This is a genomic window from Pseudomonas sp. CBC3, from assembly GCF_037967085.1.
Taxonomy (GTDB): Bacteria; Pseudomonadota; Gammaproteobacteria; order Pseudomonadales; family Pseudomonadaceae; genus Stutzerimonas.
Window position 1 is genome coordinate 1,026,806 of the sequence record NZ_JBANEO010000002.1, and the last position, 18,283, is coordinate 1,045,088.

19 protein-coding genes and 1 pseudogene are annotated in these 18,283 nt (G+C 58.6%); 8 read left to right on the forward strand and 12 right to left on the reverse strand.

Annotation, left to right across the window (positions count from 1 at the left end; all coding sequences use genetic code 11):
* The first annotated feature begins 55 nt into the window (after positions 1-55).
* Together V6943_RS11920 and V6943_RS11925 are read left to right on the forward strand one after the other, a co-directional pair.
* A complete protein-coding gene (locus tag V6943_RS11920) occupies positions 56-571 on the forward strand; it encodes a MarR family winged helix-turn-helix transcriptional regulator (RefSeq protein ID WP_181103712.1) in 516 nt (171 codons plus the stop codon).
* Positions 564-1,475 carry a DMT family transporter gene (locus tag V6943_RS11925; RefSeq protein WP_181103710.1) on the forward strand — a complete coding sequence of 304 codons (912 nt, stop codon included), beginning with the start codon at positions 564-566 and terminating at the stop codon, positions 1,473-1,475. The genes V6943_RS11920 and V6943_RS11925 overlap by 8 nt, the downstream gene beginning before the upstream one ends.
* 6 nt (positions 1,476-1,481) lie before the next feature.
* Here V6943_RS11925 and V6943_RS11930 read toward each other — a convergent pair whose 3' ends face one another.
* From V6943_RS11930 to metH, 4 genes are all read right to left on the reverse strand, one after another.
* Positions 1,482-1,940, reverse strand: coding sequence for a GNAT family N-acetyltransferase (locus V6943_RS11930; RefSeq protein ID WP_340553581.1), 459 nt, complete (start codon positions 1,938-1,940; stop codon positions 1,482-1,484).
* Positions 1,941-2,012: 72 nt separating this feature from the next.
* Complete coding sequence (gene bla / locus V6943_RS11935) at positions 2,013-2,786, reverse strand: class A beta-lactamase (protein ID WP_181103965.1); 774 nt, start codon at positions 2,784-2,786, stop codon at positions 2,013-2,015.
* A 309-nt stretch (positions 2,787-3,095) separates the two neighbouring features.
* Positions 3,096-3,428 (reverse strand): DUF5629 family protein, encoded by a 333-nt coding sequence (locus V6943_RS11940; RefSeq protein WP_131648675.1) that lies wholly within the window; start codon positions 3,426-3,428, stop codon positions 3,096-3,098.
* 132 nt (positions 3,429-3,560) lie between these two features.
* Positions 3,561-7,253: a methionine synthase gene (gene metH / locus V6943_RS11945; RefSeq protein WP_181103705.1), complete on the reverse strand. Its 3,693-nt coding sequence runs from the start codon at positions 7,251-7,253 to the stop codon at positions 3,561-3,563.
* A 205-nt stretch (positions 7,254-7,458) separates the two neighbouring features.
* On the opposite strand from metH, the gene nfuA reads away from it, so the two are divergent.
* The 3 genes from nfuA to V6943_RS11960 all read left to right on the forward strand — a co-directional run bounded on the left by nfuA (position 7,459) and on the right by V6943_RS11960 (position 10,122).
* On the forward strand, positions 7,459-8,043 hold the full coding sequence (nfuA, locus tag V6943_RS11950) for a Fe-S biogenesis protein NfuA (RefSeq protein WP_131648677.1): 585 nt from the start codon (positions 7,459-7,461) through the stop codon (positions 8,041-8,043).
* Positions 8,044-8,182: 139 nt separating this feature from the next.
* Positions 8,183-9,166, forward strand: coding sequence for a response regulator (locus V6943_RS11955; RefSeq protein ID WP_340553582.1), 984 nt, complete (start codon positions 8,183-8,185; stop codon positions 9,164-9,166).
* Positions 9,167-9,168: 2 nt separating this feature from the next.
* On the forward strand, positions 9,169-10,122 hold the full coding sequence (locus tag V6943_RS11960; protein WP_340553583.1) for a GGDEF domain-containing protein: 954 nt from the start codon (positions 9,169-9,171) through the stop codon (positions 10,120-10,122).
* A 5-nt stretch (positions 10,123-10,127) separates the two neighbouring features.
* On the opposite strand, the gene V6943_RS11965 is transcribed toward V6943_RS11960, so the two are convergent.
* The 8 genes and pseudogenes from V6943_RS11965 to V6943_RS20450 form a co-directional block, all read right to left on the reverse strand.
* Positions 10,128-11,231, reverse strand: a complete 1,104-nt coding sequence (locus tag V6943_RS11965; protein WP_340553584.1) for a DNA topoisomerase IB — start codon at positions 11,229-11,231, stop codon at positions 10,128-10,130.
* A gap of 102 nt (positions 11,232-11,333) precedes the next feature.
* Entirely contained in the window at positions 11,334-11,498 is a 165-nt protein-coding gene (locus tag V6943_RS11970) for a hypothetical protein (protein ID WP_165914197.1), read from the reverse strand.
* 107 nt (positions 11,499-11,605) lie between these two features.
* Positions 11,606-12,298: a DUF421 domain-containing protein gene (locus V6943_RS11975; RefSeq protein WP_131648681.1), complete on the reverse strand. Its 693-nt coding sequence runs from the start codon at positions 12,296-12,298 to the stop codon at positions 11,606-11,608.
* Positions 12,299-12,323: 25 nt separating this feature from the next.
* Entirely contained in the window at positions 12,324-12,611 is a 288-nt protein-coding gene (locus V6943_RS11980; protein WP_340553585.1) for a hypothetical protein, read from the reverse strand.
* 25 nt (positions 12,612-12,636) lie between these two features.
* On the reverse strand, positions 12,637-12,918 hold the full coding sequence (locus tag V6943_RS11985; protein WP_131648683.1) for a hypothetical protein: 282 nt from the start codon (positions 12,916-12,918) through the stop codon (positions 12,637-12,639).
* Positions 12,919-13,072: 154 nt separating this feature from the next.
* Positions 13,073-13,342 (reverse strand): hypothetical protein, encoded by a 270-nt coding sequence (locus tag V6943_RS11990; protein ID WP_131648684.1) that lies wholly within the window; start codon positions 13,340-13,342, stop codon positions 13,073-13,075.
* A 365-nt stretch (positions 13,343-13,707) separates the two neighbouring features.
* Complete coding sequence (locus V6943_RS20445; RefSeq protein WP_371924043.1) at positions 13,708-14,442, reverse strand: methyl-accepting chemotaxis protein; 735 nt, start codon at positions 14,440-14,442, stop codon at positions 13,708-13,710.
* Between the two features lie 123 nt (positions 14,443-14,565).
* Positions 14,566-15,342: pseudogene (locus tag V6943_RS20450) on the reverse strand (cache domain-containing protein); the annotation flags it as partial.
* Between the two features lie 281 nt (positions 15,343-15,623).
* On the opposite strand from V6943_RS20450, the gene V6943_RS12000 reads away from it, so the two are divergent.
* From V6943_RS12000 to V6943_RS12010, 3 genes are all read left to right on the forward strand, one after another.
* Complete coding sequence (locus V6943_RS12000; RefSeq protein ID WP_340553587.1) at positions 15,624-16,454, forward strand: undecaprenyl-diphosphate phosphatase; 831 nt, start codon at positions 15,624-15,626, stop codon at positions 16,452-16,454.
* A 32-nt stretch (positions 16,455-16,486) separates the two neighbouring features.
* Entirely contained in the window at positions 16,487-17,461 is a 975-nt protein-coding gene (locus V6943_RS12005; RefSeq protein WP_340553588.1) for an alpha/beta fold hydrolase, read from the forward strand.
* Positions 17,462-17,533: 72 nt separating this feature from the next.
* The gene (locus V6943_RS12010) at positions 17,534-18,217 is read left to right on the forward strand and encodes a DUF1294 domain-containing protein (RefSeq protein ID WP_181103680.1); all 684 of its coding nucleotides are present in this window, start codon (positions 17,534-17,536) and stop codon (positions 18,215-18,217) included.
* Positions 18,218-18,283: the final 66 nt, after the last annotated feature.

The following is an 18,283-nucleotide window of genomic DNA, read 5'->3' on the forward strand; positions in this document are numbered from 1 at the left end:
CTTCCGTGCTTCGCCTATTTAGCTTTAGGTAAAGATTCTTTTCCTGGAGTTATTTATGCGCAAGCCCGAGGCTGGCGACCACGTCGACGGCGTATTGGCCCAATGGCACAACGTGCGCCCTGAAAGCGACGCATCGCCGATGGCGATATTCACGCGCGTATTTCGGCTTTCCAAGTACCTCAACCGCAGCATTGCCGCCGTGTTCCGTACGCACGGCCTGCATGACGGCGAGTTCGATTTGCTCGCGACGCTGTACCGTGCCGGTCAGCCACAGGGGCTGACGCCAAACGCGCTTCGCCACGCGGCAGTGCTCAGCTCTGGTGCGATGACCAATAGGCTCGATCGACTTGAAGCCGCCGGGCTGATTCAGCGTGTCGCCAATCCGGCAGACCGTCGCAGCCTGTTGATACGCCTCAGCGACGAAGGGCAGGCCGTGCTGCTCGGCTGTCTCGATGAATACCTGGCTACGCTGCATCGCATGCAGGCGCCACTCGATGAGGAACAGAAGCGGGCCCTGGCGAATGGACTGCGCGCGCTGCTACTGACGCTGGAGGAGCAGGGCGATGACTAAAACAACCCGTGGCGTTACCCGCGCGCATCTGGGCATGGTGCTCTGGGCATTGTTCGTTGGCCTGTCCTTTCCTGCGGTGGGGCTGATGAGCGAAGGGCTACCGCCGCTGCTATTGACCGCCATCCGCTTCAGCATTGCTGCGTTGGCACTGCTCCCGTTGTTGTGGCGACAGGACGAGCGCTGGCCGAGCCTTCCGGGGCTGTTGCTGTATGCGTTGATGGGCCTGAGTCTGGCTGGCTTCTTCGGCACGATGTTCTGGGCAGCGCACCGTGTCAGCGCGTTGTCGATGGCCACGCTGTTCGTCAGTGTGCCGCTGTTGGCCTACTGCATTGGTCGTGGTTTGGGTGTCGAGCAAGCAGCGGGGCGGTTGCTGGCGATTCTTGCATTGGGTGCGTTCGGCGCACTAGGGCTAGCTATCGCTGAAAATAACGGGGATCTCTCCGAGCTAAAATTCGGCTTTGGCGAACTGGCATTCTTTTTCGGCTGCATCGCCTCGGCGTTGTATCCGGTGTTGAGCAAGTGGGGTTTACATCGTGGCGTACTGGCCCGGCAGGCAGGGTTGCGGACCTTCTGGAGTCTCTTCATGGGCGCGATTCTGATCGGCATGCTGGGGCTGATCTGGGAGCAACCGGTCGCGTTGATGCGGATGGACCTGAGGGACACGGCGCTGGTCATCTATCTAGGCGTGTTCTCGAGCGGCATGACCTTCTTTCTGCAGCAGCGGGCCACGGCGGTGCTGACACCAGGCGCGGTCACTGCTTATAGCTATCTGGTCCCGTTCGTGTCGATGGTGCTGCTGTTTGTCGCCCAACCACAACGAATCGGCTGGCATTGGCTACCGGGTAGCCTGATGGTGGTCCTGGCTATCGCGCTATTGCTGCGGCGTGGCGAAAGCCATGAATAACCTGCATCAACCCTCGCTCAGATCGAGAAAATAGCTGTAGAACTCGTCATCCCTGGCATATCCCAACGACTCGTAGAGACGCTGGGCGCCGGCATTGGCCTTGGCTGTTTCAAGCGATACGCCTGTCGCGCCAGTTGCTATTGCATGCTCGCGGGCGCGGTTCATTAGCATCCGTCCGACGCCCCGGCCTCGGGCGCTTTCGGCCACGTAGAGATCATTCAATATCCACGAGCGGCGCGCGGAAATGGACGAGAAGACGGGGTAAAGCTGAGTGAAGCCTATATAGCTTTCTGCTGTGTCCCTCGCATAGAAGATCACTGACTCGTCATTACGGATGCGTTCGGCGATAAAGTTGCGGGCCAACTCGAGATTGGAGGGTTGGCCGTAGAACATCCGATAGGCATCGAATAGCCGGGAAACGCCCCCTACATCGGCATGTTCAGCTCGCAGGATCTCAGGTTGCATGGTTTGCCTTCGCTCTATGATGGAATACGCAACGTTAGCTGAGACGGATCGCAACGCCAGCCTTGTGCCGGCTCACACCGCGAACAGTTCGTAAAGCGTCCTACCCAGCTCGGCGAACGCCGCGTTTCGGTCGTCGAACGAGGCGACCGTCTCGGTCATATAAATGCTGACGATCAAGGGGTGCTGTTGCGGCGGCCAGATGACGGCCACGTCGTTCATGGTGCCGTGATCGCCTCCACCGGTCTTGTCGCCGATCCTCCAACTGGCTGGCATGCCGGCCCGCAACTTGGCACCGCCAGTCTTGTTGGCTACCAGCCAATCACTCAGCTGCTGTTGTGATGAAGCGGAGAGAGCATCGCCGAACAACATGACATCGACGCATTGCGCCATAGCGGCTGGCGTCGTGGTATCTCTCGGATCGCCGGGTGTCGCTTCGTTGAGCTCGGTTTCCCAGCGATCGAGCCGGGTCACCGTGTCGCCGAGCGACCAGGCAAACTCGGTGACCCCGCCTGGCCCGCCGATTTGCTCGAGGATGAGGTTGCCCGCCGTGTTGTCGCTGTGCGTCAGCGCAGCCTCGCAAAGCTGAGCGAGAGTCATACCATCACCACCGGCCTGGCTTTCCGTAATCGGCGAGTAGTCGACGACATCGGCAATCTCGAAACGGACGATCCGATCGAGCTGCTCTCGACCTGCATCCACTTGAGCCAGCAGGCCACCTGAGGCAAGCAGCTTGAAGGTACTGCACATGGGGAAGCGCTCATCTGCCCGGTACGCCCAGTGCATATCAGCATGCGAGCTTCTTACTACCGCGCCGATGCGTGCACCGAGTCTGGCTTCCAGCTCCATTACCTTACGGATGAAGACGTTTTCCGAGGCATCGTTCGTGCCGCCATCCGAAAGAATGGACGCGCAAACGCTACCGGCGGCGAGGCTGGCTGCAGCTGAGATAAGACGCCGTCTCGTTAGGCTCAATGAAGAATCACTTGGAAGTCAGGTCGCGAAAAGATGGTAGACAGTTGCGCTCCAAGTACCTGAGCAAGCGAAGTTGCATAGAGCCCGCAGGCCGGCTTGTAGAGACCTTGGTAATCGACCGGGTGCGCGCGACGTTTGCTTTAGGCAGGATTTCCCGACGCGCATGAACCGTCTGTTCCGGTGTCATTCGTCTTCGCTGCACGCGCTGATCGCGCCCAGGCATTTGAGGCGATGTTGAGGCGGTTCGCCGAGCACCCAGCTGTCGTCTTCGACATCGTGTTGCGCTTCCATCACGGCGTTGTAGCTGAACGACCACCGGCGCCGTTCACGCCCGTCCAGCGACTCGATCCGCAGCACTATTTCTTCGCTGGAGAAAGACTCGTCGGCGCTTGCTGCTGCTTCGGCGCGATCCAGCAGTTCGTCGTTGAGACTGAATTCGAATGCGTGCAGCCCGTCGATTTCGAGCATGTCGGCAGTTTCGAGCTGGTCAAGGAGATAGAGGGGCGAGGCGGGCATGGGTGGTGTCCACGTAATCGGCAGAATGAATAGGTAGGAGCGGCTCGCTAACTGCACAGCAGGAAGCCAATATGTGCCTTAACGAGCGAGAGCCACGCGTTACTCCCGCTCCTACAGGCCGACATTGCTTCGTTAGTCGTCGTATCCCAGGTTAGGCATCAACCAGCGCTCAGTCACGGCCAGCTCCTGACCTTTGCGTTTGCTGTAGCTTTCGGTCTGATCCTTGTCGATCTTGCCAACCGCGAAGTATTGCGCCTGCGGATGTGCGAAATACCAGCCGCTGACGGCCGCCGTTGGGAACATCGCGAAATGTTCGGTCAGCGTGACCTGGCTGATGCCATCGGCATCGAGTAACTGGAACAGGGCGCTCTTTTCGGTATGGTCGGGGCAAGCGGGGTAGCCGGGGGCAGGGCGGATGCCTTTGTACTGTTCCTTGATCAGCTCTTCATTGCTCAGCTGCTCTTCCGGCGCATAGCCCCACCAGGACTTGCGCACCTGCTCATGCAGCCATTCGGCGCAGGCTTCAGCCAGGCGATCGGCGAGCGCCTTCACCATGATTGAATTGTAGTCATCGCCGGCTTCCTGATAGGCCTTGGCGACCTCTTCGGCCCCGATACCGGCAGTGGTAATGAAGCCGCCAATGTAGTCGGTCACGCCACTGTTCTTCGGCGCCACAAAATCGGCCAGGGAGAAGTTCGGCTTGCCGTCGGTCTTCACCGTCTGCTGGCGCAGATGGTGCAGGGTTGCCAAGGTTTCTCCGCTGTCGTTGAAGACTTCAATGTCGTCTTCGTCGACCTGATTGGCGGGCCAGAACCCGAACACGGCACGGGCCTTGATCAACTTTTCGTCGATCAGCTTGTTGAGGATCGCCTGAGCATCGCCAAACAGAGCGGTTGCGGCTTCACCGACGACTTCGTCCTCGAGAATGCGTGGATATTTGCCGGCCAGATCCCAGGCAATGAAGAACGGCGTCCAGTCGATGTAATCGACCAGGGTGCGCAGATCGATATCCTCAAGCACCTTCCTACCCGTGAAGGTCGGTTTGACCGGCGAATAATCGCTCCAGTCGAACTCGGGTTTGGCGGCGATGGCTTTGGCGTAGGTGAGGCGTTCGGTGCGGGCGCTGCGGTTGGCGGTGCGCTCGCGAATCATCGCGTATTCTTCGCGAGTTTTCGTGGCGAAGGCCGGCTTCAATTCCTTCGACAACAGCGTCGTGGCGACACCCACCGCGCGCGAGGCGTCGGTGACGTAGACCACGGCATCGTTCTTGTAGTGTGGATCGATCTTTACAGCGGTGTGGGCCTTGGACGTCGTAGCACCGCCAATCATCAGGGGCAGGCTGAAGTTTTGGCGCTGCATTTCCCTGGCCACATGCACCATTTCATCCAGCGACGGGGTGATCAGACCGGACAGGCCGATGATGTCGCACTTCTCGGCGATGGCGGTCTGCAGAATTTTCTCCGCCGGGACCATCACACCCATGTCCACCACGTCGTAGCCGTTGCAACCGAGCACCACGCCGACGATGTTCTTGCCAATGTCATGTACGTCGCCCTTGACCGTAGCCATGAGGATCTTGCCCTTGGCCTCGGGCTTGTCGCCTTTTTCAGCTTCGATGAATGGGATCAGGTGCGCGACCGCCTGCTTCATCACGCGGGCCGATTTGACCACCTGCGGCAGAAACATCTTGCCCGAGCCGAACAGGTCGCCGACCACGTTCATGCCACTCATCAACGGGCCTTCGATAACTTCGATCGGGCGTGCGCACTGCTGGCGGCACTCTTCGGTGTCCTGGACGATGTGCGTGGTGATGCCCTTGACCAAGGCATGTTCCAATCGTTTCTCGACGGTATAGCTACGCCACTCCTCGGTTTCCGCTTCCTTGACGCTGCCATCGCCTTTGAACTCATCGGCAATGGCCAGTAGCGCCTCGGTGCCATTGGGCGTGCGATTGAGCACCACATCCTCGACGGCATCACGAAGCACCTTCGGAATTTCGTCATAGATCTCCAGCTGTCCGGCGTTGACGATGCCCATCGTCAGGCCGTTCTGGATGGCGTAATAGAGGAAGACCGAGTGGATCGCCTCGCGCACCGGGTTGTTGCCGCGGAACGAGAACGACACGTTCGACACGCCGCCGGAAGTCAATGCGTAGGGAAGGTTGTCGCGGATGTAGGCGCAGGCTTCGATGAAGTCCACGGCGTAGTTGTTGTGTTCTTCGATGCCGGTGGCGATGGCGAAGATGTTCGGGTCGAAAATGATGTCTTCCGGCGGGAAGCCCACCTCGTTGACCAGAATGTCGTAGCTGCGCTGGCAAATCTCGCGCTTGCGTGCGGCGGTGTCGGCCTGGCCAGCTTCATCGAAGGCCATTACCACCACGGCGGCGCCGTAGCGCTTGCACAGGCGGGCGTGATGCTTGAAGGCCTCGACGCCTTCCTTCATGGAAATCGAGTTGACGATCCCTTTGCCCTGAATGCATTTCAGACCCGCCTCGATTACCTCCCATTTGGAGGAGTCGATCATGATCGGTACGCGGGAGATGTCCGGTTCGCCGGCGATCAGATTGAGGAAGGTCACCATGGCCTTCTTCGAATCCAGCATGCCCTCGTCCATGTTGATGTCGATCACCTGGGCGCCGGCTTCTACCTGTTGCAGGGCGACTTCCAGCGCCTCGGTGTAGTTTTCCTCGCGAATCAAGCGGGCAAATTTCGCCGAACCGGTGATGTTGGTCCGCTCGCCAACGTTGACGAATAGCGAGCTGCGATCAATGGTGAAGGGCTCGAGGCCGGAGAGTCGGCAGGCTTTAGGGATGTCCGGGAGGGCTCGCGGCGCATACTGAGCGACGGCCTTGGCGATCGCCTCGATGTGCGCGGGGGTAGTGCCGCAGCAACCGCCAACGATATTGAGGAAGCCGCTGGCGGCAAACTCCTCGACAACCCTGGCCATTTCCTCGGGGCTTTCATCGTATTCACCGAAGGCGTTCGGCAAACCGGCGTTGGGGTGCGCCGAAACATGGGTCTCGGCCTTGTTCGACAGCTCTTCCAGATACGGCCGTAGCTCCTTGGCGCCCAGTGCGCAGTTCAGCCCGACGGAGATCGGTTTTGCGTGCCGTACGGAGTTCCAGAAGGCCTCGGTGGTTTGCCCGGACAGCGTGCGACCGGAGGCATCGGTGATGGTGCCGGAAATCATGATCGGCAACTCGAAGCCGAGCTCTTCGAACACGCCTTGTACGGCGAAGATCGCGGCTTTCGCGTTGAGCGTGTCGAAGATGGTTTCGATCAGGATCAGATCCGAACCGCCCTCGATCAGACCGCGGGTGGCTTCGGTGTAATTCTCCACCAGTTCATCGAAGGTGACGTTGCGGTAGCCGGGATTGTTCACGTCCGGTGAGAGCGAGCAAGTGCGGCTGGTTGGGCCGAGCACGCCGGCGACAAAACGGGGTTTGTCCGGTGTTTCCGCCGTCTTCGCATCGGCTGCCTGGCGGGCGAGGCGGGCGCCTTCGACGTTCAACTCGTAAACCAGCTCTTCCATGCCGTAGTCAGCTTGGGACACGCGGGTGGCGTTGAAGGTATTGGTTTCGACGATATCCGCGCCGGCGTCGAAGTACGCCTTCTCGATTGCGCTAATGGCGTCCGGGCGAGTGAGGATCAACAGGTCGTTATTGCCTTTGAGATCCTGCGGCCAATCGGCGAAACGCTCACCGCGGTAATCGGACTCCTCCAGTTTGTAGCTCTGGATCATGGTGCCCATGCCGCCGTCGAGAATCAGGATGCGCTCCTTGAGCGCCTGCTGGAGTGCCTGGAGACGGGCGTTGCGGTCAAACATGGGAACTACCTGGGAGCTGATTACGGGACCGGGAATGATAACAAAGCTGCACGCTATTTGATCGCCCGCGGATTTGAATGAGTTTTGCTCATGTTGAACTGCGGAGCGTAAGGGATGAATCCGTGCTATTTCCTACTAAAACACTAGGACTTTATCCTGCGCATCGGTTGGCGTACACTGCCGGGCATGTATGAGAGGAGTTCCCATGAGCGCCATTACCATTACCGAAGCTGCACACGATTACCTGGCCGAGCTGCTCGAAAAGCAGAACACCACCGGAATTGGCATCCGGGTCTTCATCACTCAGCCCGGTACGCCATACGCCGAAACCTGCATCGCCTATTGCAAGCCTGGGGAAGAAAAGCCGGATGACGTTGCGATTGCGCTAAAGCGTTTCACGGCGTGGATCGATGGTGTCAGCGAGCCCTTTCTGGAAGACGCTTTGGTGGATTACGCCACCGATCGCATGGGCGGCCAGCTGACCATCAAGGCCCCCAACGCCAAAGTCCCCATGGTCAACGAAGACAGCCCGTTGAACGAGCGCATCAACTACTACCTGCAAACCGAAATCAACCCGGGGCTTGCCAGCCACGGTGGTCAGGTCACCTTGATCGACGTGGTCGACGAAGGAGTGGCCGTGCTGCAGTTCGGTGGCGGCTGCCAAGGATGTGGACAGGCTGACGTTACGCTCAAGGAAGGTATCGAAAAAACGCTGCTGGAGCGGATTCCCGAGCTCAAAGGGGTGCGCGACGTAACTGACCATACCAATCGTGATAACGCCTACTATTAAGGCTTAACCGCCTAAACGATGGGTGTTTCCGCCAGCCATGTGGCTAAATGCCATTATCGTTGTATGTCACCGCCACGGCGCTCGTTTGCTGGGATAAGCTGTTCAGGTTCTGGAGGCTGACCACGTGAGCGAGCGCTGCATGTCTGCCGTTTCCCTATTGATTTGTGATGATTCGAGCCTGGCGCGCAAGCAGCTGCTGCGTGCGCTACCGGCTGCCTGGCCACTGGATATTCACCAGGCGTCGAGTGGCCGCGAGGCGCTCGAACGTATTCGTGAAGGCGGCATCGATGCGCTACTGCTCGATCTGACGATGCCGGACATGGACGGCTATCAGGTGCTTGGCGCGCTTCGCCACGAATGCCTCGAATGCAAAGTCATCGTCATCTCGGCGGACGTTCAGGACGAGGCCGTGCGACGCGTGCTGGAGTTGGGCGCGCTTGCATTCATCCGCAAACCCGCCGATCCGGTACATCTGCAACAGACGCTGGCAAGCTTAGTGTTGTTAGGCGATGAAATGCCTTCGCTTGGTCAAAGGAATACCGGACATATCCCGTTTCGCGACGCGTTTCGCGAAGTAGTGAACGTCGCGATGGGACGTGCAGCAGCGCTCCTGGCGCGAGTTCTCGGCGTTTTCGTTCAGTTGCCTATTCCCAATGTGAACATTTTCGAAGTCGGCGAACTGCATATGGCGCTTGCCGACGCGGCTCAAGGGGACAAGCTCACGGCCGTCTGCCAGGGATATATTGGCGGCGGTATTGCCGGCGAGGCGTTGCTGATTTTTCATGACTCGGAAATGGCCGACATGGCGGTCTTGATGGGCGCGGAGGATTACCGCGAACTTGAGATGCTGCTCGATCTGTCGAGTCTGTTGATCAGCGCGTGCCTGAGCGGTATCGCCGATCAGATCGATGTCGTGTTTTCTCAGGGGCATCCGCAAGTGCTGGGCCAGCACGCATCGATCGATGAGCTCATCCGCGTGAACCGCCATCGCTGGAAAAATACCCTTGCGGTGGAAATCAGCTACAGCATTGAAGCTCACGATGTACATTTCGACCTGCTGTTGCTGTTCACCGAAGATTCGGTTGAGCTGCTGTCCCGTAAACTCGCGTACCTGATGGACTGAGCATGTCCGACTCGAACAATCTGAGCGAACTTCACGGGCTGCTGGCAATCGTTCAGAGCATTGACGTTGGTGTTGTGGTGATGGATCGCCAATACCGCATCGATGTGTGGAATACGTTCATGGAGAACCGATCCGGGCGGTTACCTGAAGAAGCGCGAAAGAAATCATTCTTCGAGCTGTTTCCGGAAGTCGACGAGCAGTGGTTCCGGCGTAAGGTAGAGAACGTCGCAACGCTCGGCACGCCTTCGTTCACTGTCTGGGAACAGCGCCCCTATCTGTTGCGATTCAAGAATTACCAGCCGATCACCGGACTGGAAGATTTCATGTACCAGAACACCACACTGCTGCCTTTGAAGGGGCTCGGTGGCGGCATCGAGCAGATTTGCCTGATCATCTATGACGTGACCGATGTCGCAACCAACCGCCGCCAGCTGCAAGCGGCGAACCGGGAGCTGCAACGGCTATCGAGCACCGACCGCCTGACAGGTCTGTTCAACCGAGGGCATTGGGAAGAGATGCTGCGTCAGGAGTATGCACGGCATCGCCGCTACGACCGCAACGCGGCGCTGGTGATGTTCGACATCGATCATTTCAAGAAAATCAACGACACCTATGGTCACCAGACTGGCGATGCCGTCATTCAGCAGACGGCTGACGTCATTCGTAACAACATGCGGGACGCTGATATCGCAGGGCGCTACGGCGGTGAGGAGTTCGTGGTTTTGCTACCTGATACCGATAGTGAGGGCGCAGTATCAGTCGCCGAAAGGCTGCGTCAATCCATCGAGGCGCATGAAGTTGTCTACGAAGGTAATAGCATTCGCTTGACCGTCAGCCTTGGCGTCGCCGATCTCAGCCAGCCCACAACTGGCTATGCGCAATTGATCGAGCGGGCCGACAGTGCGCTGTATATCTCCAAATCGGCGGGGCGCAACCGGGTAACGCTTTACCAGTAAGTGCGTCACACCGGATTGCGGTCAGTAAGGAAATTCAGAAGCGTGACCTCCGCGCTGCTCAACCATTTACGTTTTCGCGCCTTGGGCAGCCGCGCAAGTTCACCTGCAACAAAAGCATCGAGCACGTCGGGGTGTATGTAGCACTGGCGACACACCGCTGGTGTGTTACCCAGCTGTCGGGAGACATCCTTGACCGTTTCGACCAGATTGCGGCGCGCAACCGCTTCCGGTTGCCAGTCACATTTGCGCAGATACTCAAGGGCCAGCGCGCTGCCTGCCCAGGTGCGATAGTCCTTGGCCGTGAAATCGCCACCGGTCATATCCTGCAGGAATTGATTCACGTCGCTTGAATTGACCGGATGGCGCTGACCGTCCTCGTCCAGATACTGGAAGAGATGTTGGCCGGACAGCTCCATGCAGCGGCGCATGATGCGCGCCAGTCTCTGATTCTTCAGCGTGACCTGATGCTCTACGCCGCTCTTGCCGCGAAATTGAAAGCGAATCGCCGCGCCCCGTACATCCACATGGCGCGTGCGTAACGTCGTCAGACCGTAGGAGCGGTTGTCCCGCGCGTATCGTGAGTTGCCGACACGGATCAATGTCGATTCGAGCAGTTGCACGACAAGCGCCATGACCTTTTCCCGCGGCATGCCGCGCAAGGACAGCTGTTGCTCCAGACGAGCACGCAGCCTGGGCAGAGCCGCGCCGAACGCCAAGATGCGTTCGTACTTGTTGCTGTCGCGAATTTCCCGCCAGCGAGCGTGATAGCGATATTGTTTGCGACCGCGTGCGTCGCGCCCGGTGGCCTGCATATGGCCTTGCGGATCTGGGCATATCCAGACGTCGGTATAGGCCGGAGGAATAGCCAGCTTGTTGATCCGCGAAATCTCTGCCGCATCACGAATGCGCTCGCCGCTTGGCAAAAAGTACGCAAATTTTTTTCTCAACACGCGGCGACTGATGCCGGGGCTGCGGTCGTCGACGTAATGAAGATCGGTAGGAAGCGGGGGGCACAGGGGAGTGCCCGTATCGTGTTGCTCGTCCGCTGGCACCGGGCGCACGCCTTCCGCCGAGCCTAGAGGAGTCTCACTGCTCTGATCGACCAGCATTCGAAACTCCTCTTTCAAACATCATTCGGCCCTGGACGGCGTGGCCGGCAAGCCTGGTAAGGGACCGCAACATACCCCGGAAAGGGCCGGCGCATAGTGCGATCAGCTTTCCTTTTCCTGGCTGTTACGCATCAACAGCCGTATCGCGGCTACCAACTCGTCGATCGCTTCGCGATAAATTGCCGGATCCGCGCTTGTCTCAGCATGGTCAGCGTGCTTTCGTGCGGTTTCGAGATGTTCATTTATCGAGGAATAGTCGCCTAGCATAGGAATGCTCCTGAATCGCGAATGAAAAGCGCAACCGCGCTGAGGACTCTTCGCGCGGACCGTCTTTATAAGTGACCGATGTCGGCGGAGTGGGTTCGTGCCGCATGTCAGCGCAAGCGCGGATTGCTAAGCGCAATGCACCAGTGCTGGTTCTGGCAACGAGGACAAGTCGCCTGCTGCTGTTCGCCGATCACTTGCGGGTATCCGCAGCGCGTGCAGGCATATAGACCGCTGGAGGGCGCCTGCTGATATGCAGGCCGGTACTCTGTGGGTAGAACCGGTAACCCGGGACGTATCGAGTCGTCGTCGTTGAAAAAAAGGCTCACGTCGCCGTCGGTTTCAAGAATGCCCAGGCGAACCTGCCCCAGGTGCTCGACGCCTTGCTGGCGCAACTCCATGAAGAATTCATCGGACGAAATGTTCAATCCTTCCAGGCTGTTCAGCTCATACAGCCCGTCCTTGATGATCGTTACCGGCTTGCCTTCCATCCAGTTTGAGAATCGCTCGCTGTGGCCCGACGCCCATACCGTGAGCCGGTAAAGCCCAAGTAAAGTAACGAACACCGCGGCAACGGGCAGTAGCGGTACATCCTCATAAAACGACACATCACCGGCGGCGGAACCGAGGGTCAGGATCACTACCAGTTCGAACAGCGACAGCTGCCTGATACCGCGACGTCCGCTGATCTTCAGAAACAAAAAGACCGCACAGAAGGCAAAGAACGCCCGTAGCGCCACCTCAGCGATAAACATCGGAGGAAAGCTATCCAGCAGCATGCGCTGCCAATCGAAAGGAGTCATTCAGAGTCTCGGCAGGTGAGGGTGGTCATCCGGTGATACCCGGCTGCTCAGGCATGGACCACGGGCTCAGCGATATCCCGTCTTTGCTGAGCTGCAGACGCGCATGTTCCAGCAGCCCGGCAAGGTGCAGCGGCGTTGCGTATTGGGTGCGTGCAATATGAGCAATGGAAAGAGCTTCATCGCCCGCTGCGTTGGTTACTCGCAGCGAAAAGCTGGCGTCCTCATGATCCGCCACGGTGGTGACGTGGCAGGGTAGAAAAGCCATCTCGCTGATACGCATGGCTTCGTCGAGTGTGAGCTGTTGACTGGTCATGGTTCCGCTCCCTCGTGATAGCTGCTCAGTTTGCGGGGGCGACATCGAAAACGAGGTCTACGCCATCACCGCTACCGTCCCCGACGACCGAACCCACCACTGGTTTGTGCGTTACTTTGCGGCCTTCATAGAACTCGCTCAGCCGCCGTTGCGCGACTTCGCATACATGATTGATCAGTCCGGTGAATTGAGCATCGCGGGGAATGATGAACTTCAAGGTAATGCAATGCGCCTCGGGCCCTTCTGGCAGATTTGCCAGCCCGCTGCTATGCCACTGATCATTGACGTAGGCTTCTGCACCTTTCATGGCTCGCTCCTTTTGATTCACTTATTGCTGGGACCGTGAAACAGGCGAATGGATCAGTCGAACAAGCGGGGCGGCGATGCGTGGCGGTACCGCGAACGCAACGCAAAAGGCCCGGTGCTTGCGCGACCGGGCCTTTTGCTTTCGAAGCCGAAGCTTATTCGGGCATGTGCCAGGGGGCGAAGTGAACGCCCTGACGGCTCAGATCGGCCCGTGCCTGCTCTAAGGATTTGCCAAGCTTGACCGGATCGGAATAGACATTGCTGGACAGTTTGCAATGGCCGACAGCGCGAGACTCGCTGCCATCCACCACGGTGATGCTGAGGTCGCCGTTGCCTTCGAGCAGCGTCCAGGCGACGCACTGGAACGGCTTGAAGGCTCGGTCAGTAATAAGTAGGGCGTCGTTGAAACGAAGGGGGCTGTTCATGGGGGCATGTCTCTCTAGGTGATACCAAAATTCGGATTGAGCCTGCCGCCAGGCTGCCGGCATTGGCTTACATATCCATTGATGTACACAGAGGACTGATAAGTCACACAGACAGTTCGTAATTGCTGGAGATTTTTGCAATTAGCCGAAGGTATAGGATTAGTTGCGAGCGCGAGGTTTGGATTAATCGGGCTCTGAAAGCCTGATGCTGACGGGCCTGCAGCAGTTCAAGGGCAGTCATCTTTACGCTTGGCGTTCCGTTTTGAGTACTTGGAGCGTGGCGAAAAGTCGCAGTGGATGGTCGAAATAAAAAGGCCAGTTCCTGCGGGAACTGGCCATATGAACTACCAGCGGTAAGTCTACGGTCAGACTTTGAATTGTTTGAGTAATCGATTCAACTGTTCTGCCAAATCACCAAGTTGTTTGCCTGCCGCGCTCGATTGTTCGGCAGCCAGGGTGCTTTCCTGCGCCAGTCCGGCTGCCTGAGTGACGTTCTGATTGATGTCCTCGACGACGTGGCTCTGCTGTAACGTCGCACTGGCAATCGAAGCATTCAGGCCTGACAGATTGCGTAGCGCCTGAGCGATCTGGCCAAGGCTCTCACCGGCCTGACTGGCCTGTTCAACTGTAGCCTGTGACGCGCGGCTGCTATTCATGATGACGGTGACCGCAGCTCCCGAGTTCTTCTGCAGGCGTTCGATCATCGTGTGAATTTCCGCCGTCGAGGTCTGGGTGCGCTGCGCCAACAGGCGGACCTCGTCAGCCACAACGGCAAAACCGCGTCCCTGTTCACCGGCACGTGCCGCCTCGATTGCGGCGTTCAGCGCGAGGAGATTGGTCTGTTCGGCAATCGACCCGATGACTTCGAGGACCGAGCCGATCTGGGTGGTTTCTTCGGCCAGCGATTGAATCACCCCAACCGCCTCGTTGATCGTCGTCGACAGTTGATCGATTTGTTGCAGGCTGGCATCGATATTGCGCTGCCCTAGATCGGCCTGCTTCTCCGCGTCGTTCACCTCGTTCGACGCATGCTCGGCATTCTTTGCCACTTCCTGCACCGCGTAAGTCACTTCGTTGATGGCCGTGGCGACCAGTTCCATCTGCTGGGATTGCTGCTGGCTTTGTTTGTGAGCCTGGCCGGCCAGCCCACCGAGGGCGCTGGATGACTGGTCTAGCGAGCCTGACGTTTCAAACAGTTGGGTGATGACCGTACGGAGCTTGTGAGTGAAGGTGTTGAAGTCACGACTTAAAGTCGTTAACTCGTCATTGCCCGAGACGTCGAGGCTACGCGTGAGGTCGGCTTCGCCGCTGGCTATGTTGGCCATGGCCTGCATGGAGTCGCGCAGCGGTTTGGTAATGCTGCGAATCAGAATGGCGACCAGCACGGCCATCAGCGAGGCGATCACCAGGCCAATGATCGAAAAGCGAACCACATACCGCTGGAACTCTGCTTCGACATCGTCGACATAGATGCCCGTGCCGATGATCCAACCCCAAGGCTTGAACAGTTCGACATAGGAAATCTTCGGTACGGGATCTACCTCTCCCGGCTTCGCCCACTGATAGTCCACCAGACCCGCGCCCTGACGCTGTGCAACCCGAACCATTTCGTTGAACAGCTCCTTGCCGTTCGGATCCTTGGTCTTGGACAGGTCCTGGCCATCGAGCTCCGGCTTCATCGGATGCATGAGCATTGTCGGCTTCATGTCGTTGATCCAGAAGTAATCGTCCTGCCCATAGCGGAGCAGGCGAATCTGGTCCATCGCCGCCTTTTGCGCCTCGGCAGTACTCAGCGAGCCGTTCGCTTCGAGTTGCTGGTAATGGCTCAGAATGCCGTTGGCGGTCTCGACGATGTTTTGCGTCATGACCTGCTTGCCTTTGTACAGGTCGGTCCGCACTTGCTGAATCATCAACAGGCCGAGGATGAAAAGCATGGCGATTGCTAACGCCGGGATCAGCCAAAGGCGTTTGCTGATCGGAAAATTTCTTAGCAGATTCATGGGTTTGTACGCTCCTGTTGAACGCTTATCTTAATTATTATTCGTGTATTGCTTCGCAGGAGCTTGGCGCCGTGCCTGCCTGATGAGTCGCAAGACCCCAGCGTCTATTGCTGGGCCATCGAATAGCTTTTCGGCCGCTCAAAAAAAAAGATGAGCGCCGTATGTCGATGCATTGAATTTACTTGGCACCAGCGAGTCAGAACAGCGCCCTGTGTGGCTATCTGACATATACCTTCGTTGCATATTCAAGCGCGGTGGTCTGCACCGCTATTGGGGAGTAGATGGATCTTTGGGTTGCCTTTCAGGCGTTGCTTCTAGGGGTGGTTGAGGGCATCACGGAGTTCCTGCCGGTCTCCAGCACCGGACACCAGATCATCGTTGCCGACCTGATCGGGTTCGGTGGCGAACGGGCGCTTGCTTTCAACATCATCATTCAGCTGGGCGCGATTCTGGCTGTGGTTTGGGAGTACCGCCGCAAGATCATCGACGTCGTGGTCGGCTTGCCTAAAGAGCGGCAAGCGCAGAAGTTCACCGCCAATCTGCTGGTGGCATTCATGCCGGCTGTGGTACTGGGCGTGGCCTTCGCTGACCTGATTCACGAATATCTGTTCAACCCGATCACCGTGGCAACCGCGCTGGTCATCGGTGGCGTGGTGATGCTCTGGGCGGAAAAACGCCAGCATGAAGTGCAGGCCGAAACCGTCGACGACATGCGCTGGATCCACGCGTTGAAGGTCGGTTTCGCTCAATGCCTTGCGCTGGTTCCGGGTACCTCGCGCTCTGGCGCCACCATCATCGGTGGTCTGCTGTTCGGCCTGTCGCGCAAGGCAGCTACCGAGTTCTCCTTCTTTCTGGCGATGCCGACCATGGTTGGCGCCGCGGTGTACTCGGGCTACAAGTACCGCGACCTGTTCCAGCCGGGCGACTTCCCGGTGTTCGCGATAGGCTTCGTCACATCGTTCATCTTCGCGATGCTGGCGGTGCGGGCATTGCTGAAATTCATAGGCAACCATAGCTATGCGGCATTTGCCTGGTACCGAATCGTCTTCGGCATCATCATCCTGGCGACTTGGCAGTTCAGCCTGATCGACTGGAGCACCGCGGCGGGTTGAGCGCCTTGAGGCCATTGCTGAAGGAGCGCCCCGTGCACGAATACGAACACCAACTGCTGTCGGTCAATGGTATTACGCTTAGCGTCTATAGCGCCGGGCCGGCAGAGGGCCCTGTGGTCTGGTTGCTGCACGGCTTTCCTGAAAGCTGGTACTCGTGGCGACATCAGATGCAGGCATTGGCCGATGCAGGCTACCGGGTGGTGGTTCCGGAGATGCGCGGCTACGGCCAAAGCAGCGCACCGGATGATGTCGCGAGTTACGACCTGATCACCGTATGTGGCGACATCCAGGCTGCGATGGACCAGCTCGGGCACTGCTCGGTGGCCGTGATAGGGCATGACTGGGGCGCACCGGTTGCATGGCACCTGGCACTCCTCGAGCCGGAGCGGGCCCGCGCCGTGGCTGCCATGGCCGTACCTTATGGCGGCCGCCCAAAAAAGCCTGCCATCGACATCATCCGCAGCCAGTTCTCCGATCGCTTCCACTACATCCTTTATTTTCAGCAGCCGGGCGTTGCCGAGGCCGAGCTGGATCCAGGCATTCCGCGCACCTTGCGGATGATGATGCATAACACCTCGGCGGCCGTCCCGAAGAACTTTTTCCTGCAAGACAAGCCTGCCGGCAGCACGCTCTATCTCGGCATGCAGGATCCCGGCTCGCCGCCGGCCTGGTGTGATCCGGAAGCCTTTGCCATCTACGTACGGACCTTCGAGGGGCGCGGTTTTCGCGGTGCGCTGAACTGGTATCGGAATTTCGAACGTAACTGGGAGCGAACCGCGCCGCTGGCCGAGCGCAAGGTCGAGCAGCCGGCACTTTTCCTGCTGGGGGACAAGGACCCGGTAGGCACGCTAGAAGCGCATACATTGCAGAAGATGCTCTCCTGGGTCCCAGACCTTGAGCAGCACCTGCTCAGCGACTGTGGCCACTGGGTACAGAGTGAGCAGCCCGAACAGGTCAACCGACTGTTGCTGGATTTCCTCGAGCGCCGCTACGCATCACCCCGATAAGCGGTTGGGGCGGCTCGTCATGCACCGAACGACGCATTAGAATCCCGGTCCCTGCCAACCGGATCACCCGTCATGGAATTACGCGGTCAGCTTAAAAGCTGGGACGACCAGAAAGGATTTGGCTTCATCCGGCCGGAGCTGGGTAGTGGTGATGTTTTCGCACATATCTCGGCCATGCGTGGCGCGCGTCGCCCCGTGCAAGGCGACCGGGTGCTGTATCTGAGCGAACCCGACAAGGCCGGGCGCCTGCGTGCCACGCATATCCGGCTTGATGCGCCGCTGTCCCTCGACGAGCCAGCCATTCGCCGCAAGCCGTCCATGCCGAAATCCCGCCCCGCGCAGTCTGTGAAGCCCGCGCCGCGCGCACGCCGTAACGGTCCGTTGCAGCAACCGCTGTTGAAAGCGCTGGGGTTCTTCCTGCTCTGTCTGCTGCCTGCGCTCGGTAGCCTTCGATTGGCGGAGCACGGCAGCAACTGGCCGCTGTTCGCATACGTACTGGCTAGTTTGCTGGCCTTTGGGCTGTATCTGCGTGACAAACGCAGTGCGTTGCGCAGTGGTTGGCGCACACCCGAGGCGCGGCTGCATCTGGTCGAGTTGCTCGGTGGCTGGCCGGGTGCATTGATCGCCCAGCAATGGTTGCGACACAAAACCCGCAAGCTGTCGTTCCAGCTGGCGTTCTGGCTGATCGTCATCGCGCATCAGGTTGCGTGGTTCGACTATCTGTATCTCCAGCGCCTCTATCGACTGTTGCCGTAGATCTGATCCAAGCTCGGGCGAAGTTGGATGCGTCAGCTGGGTACAGGTGCAAAAACGCCCCGTACT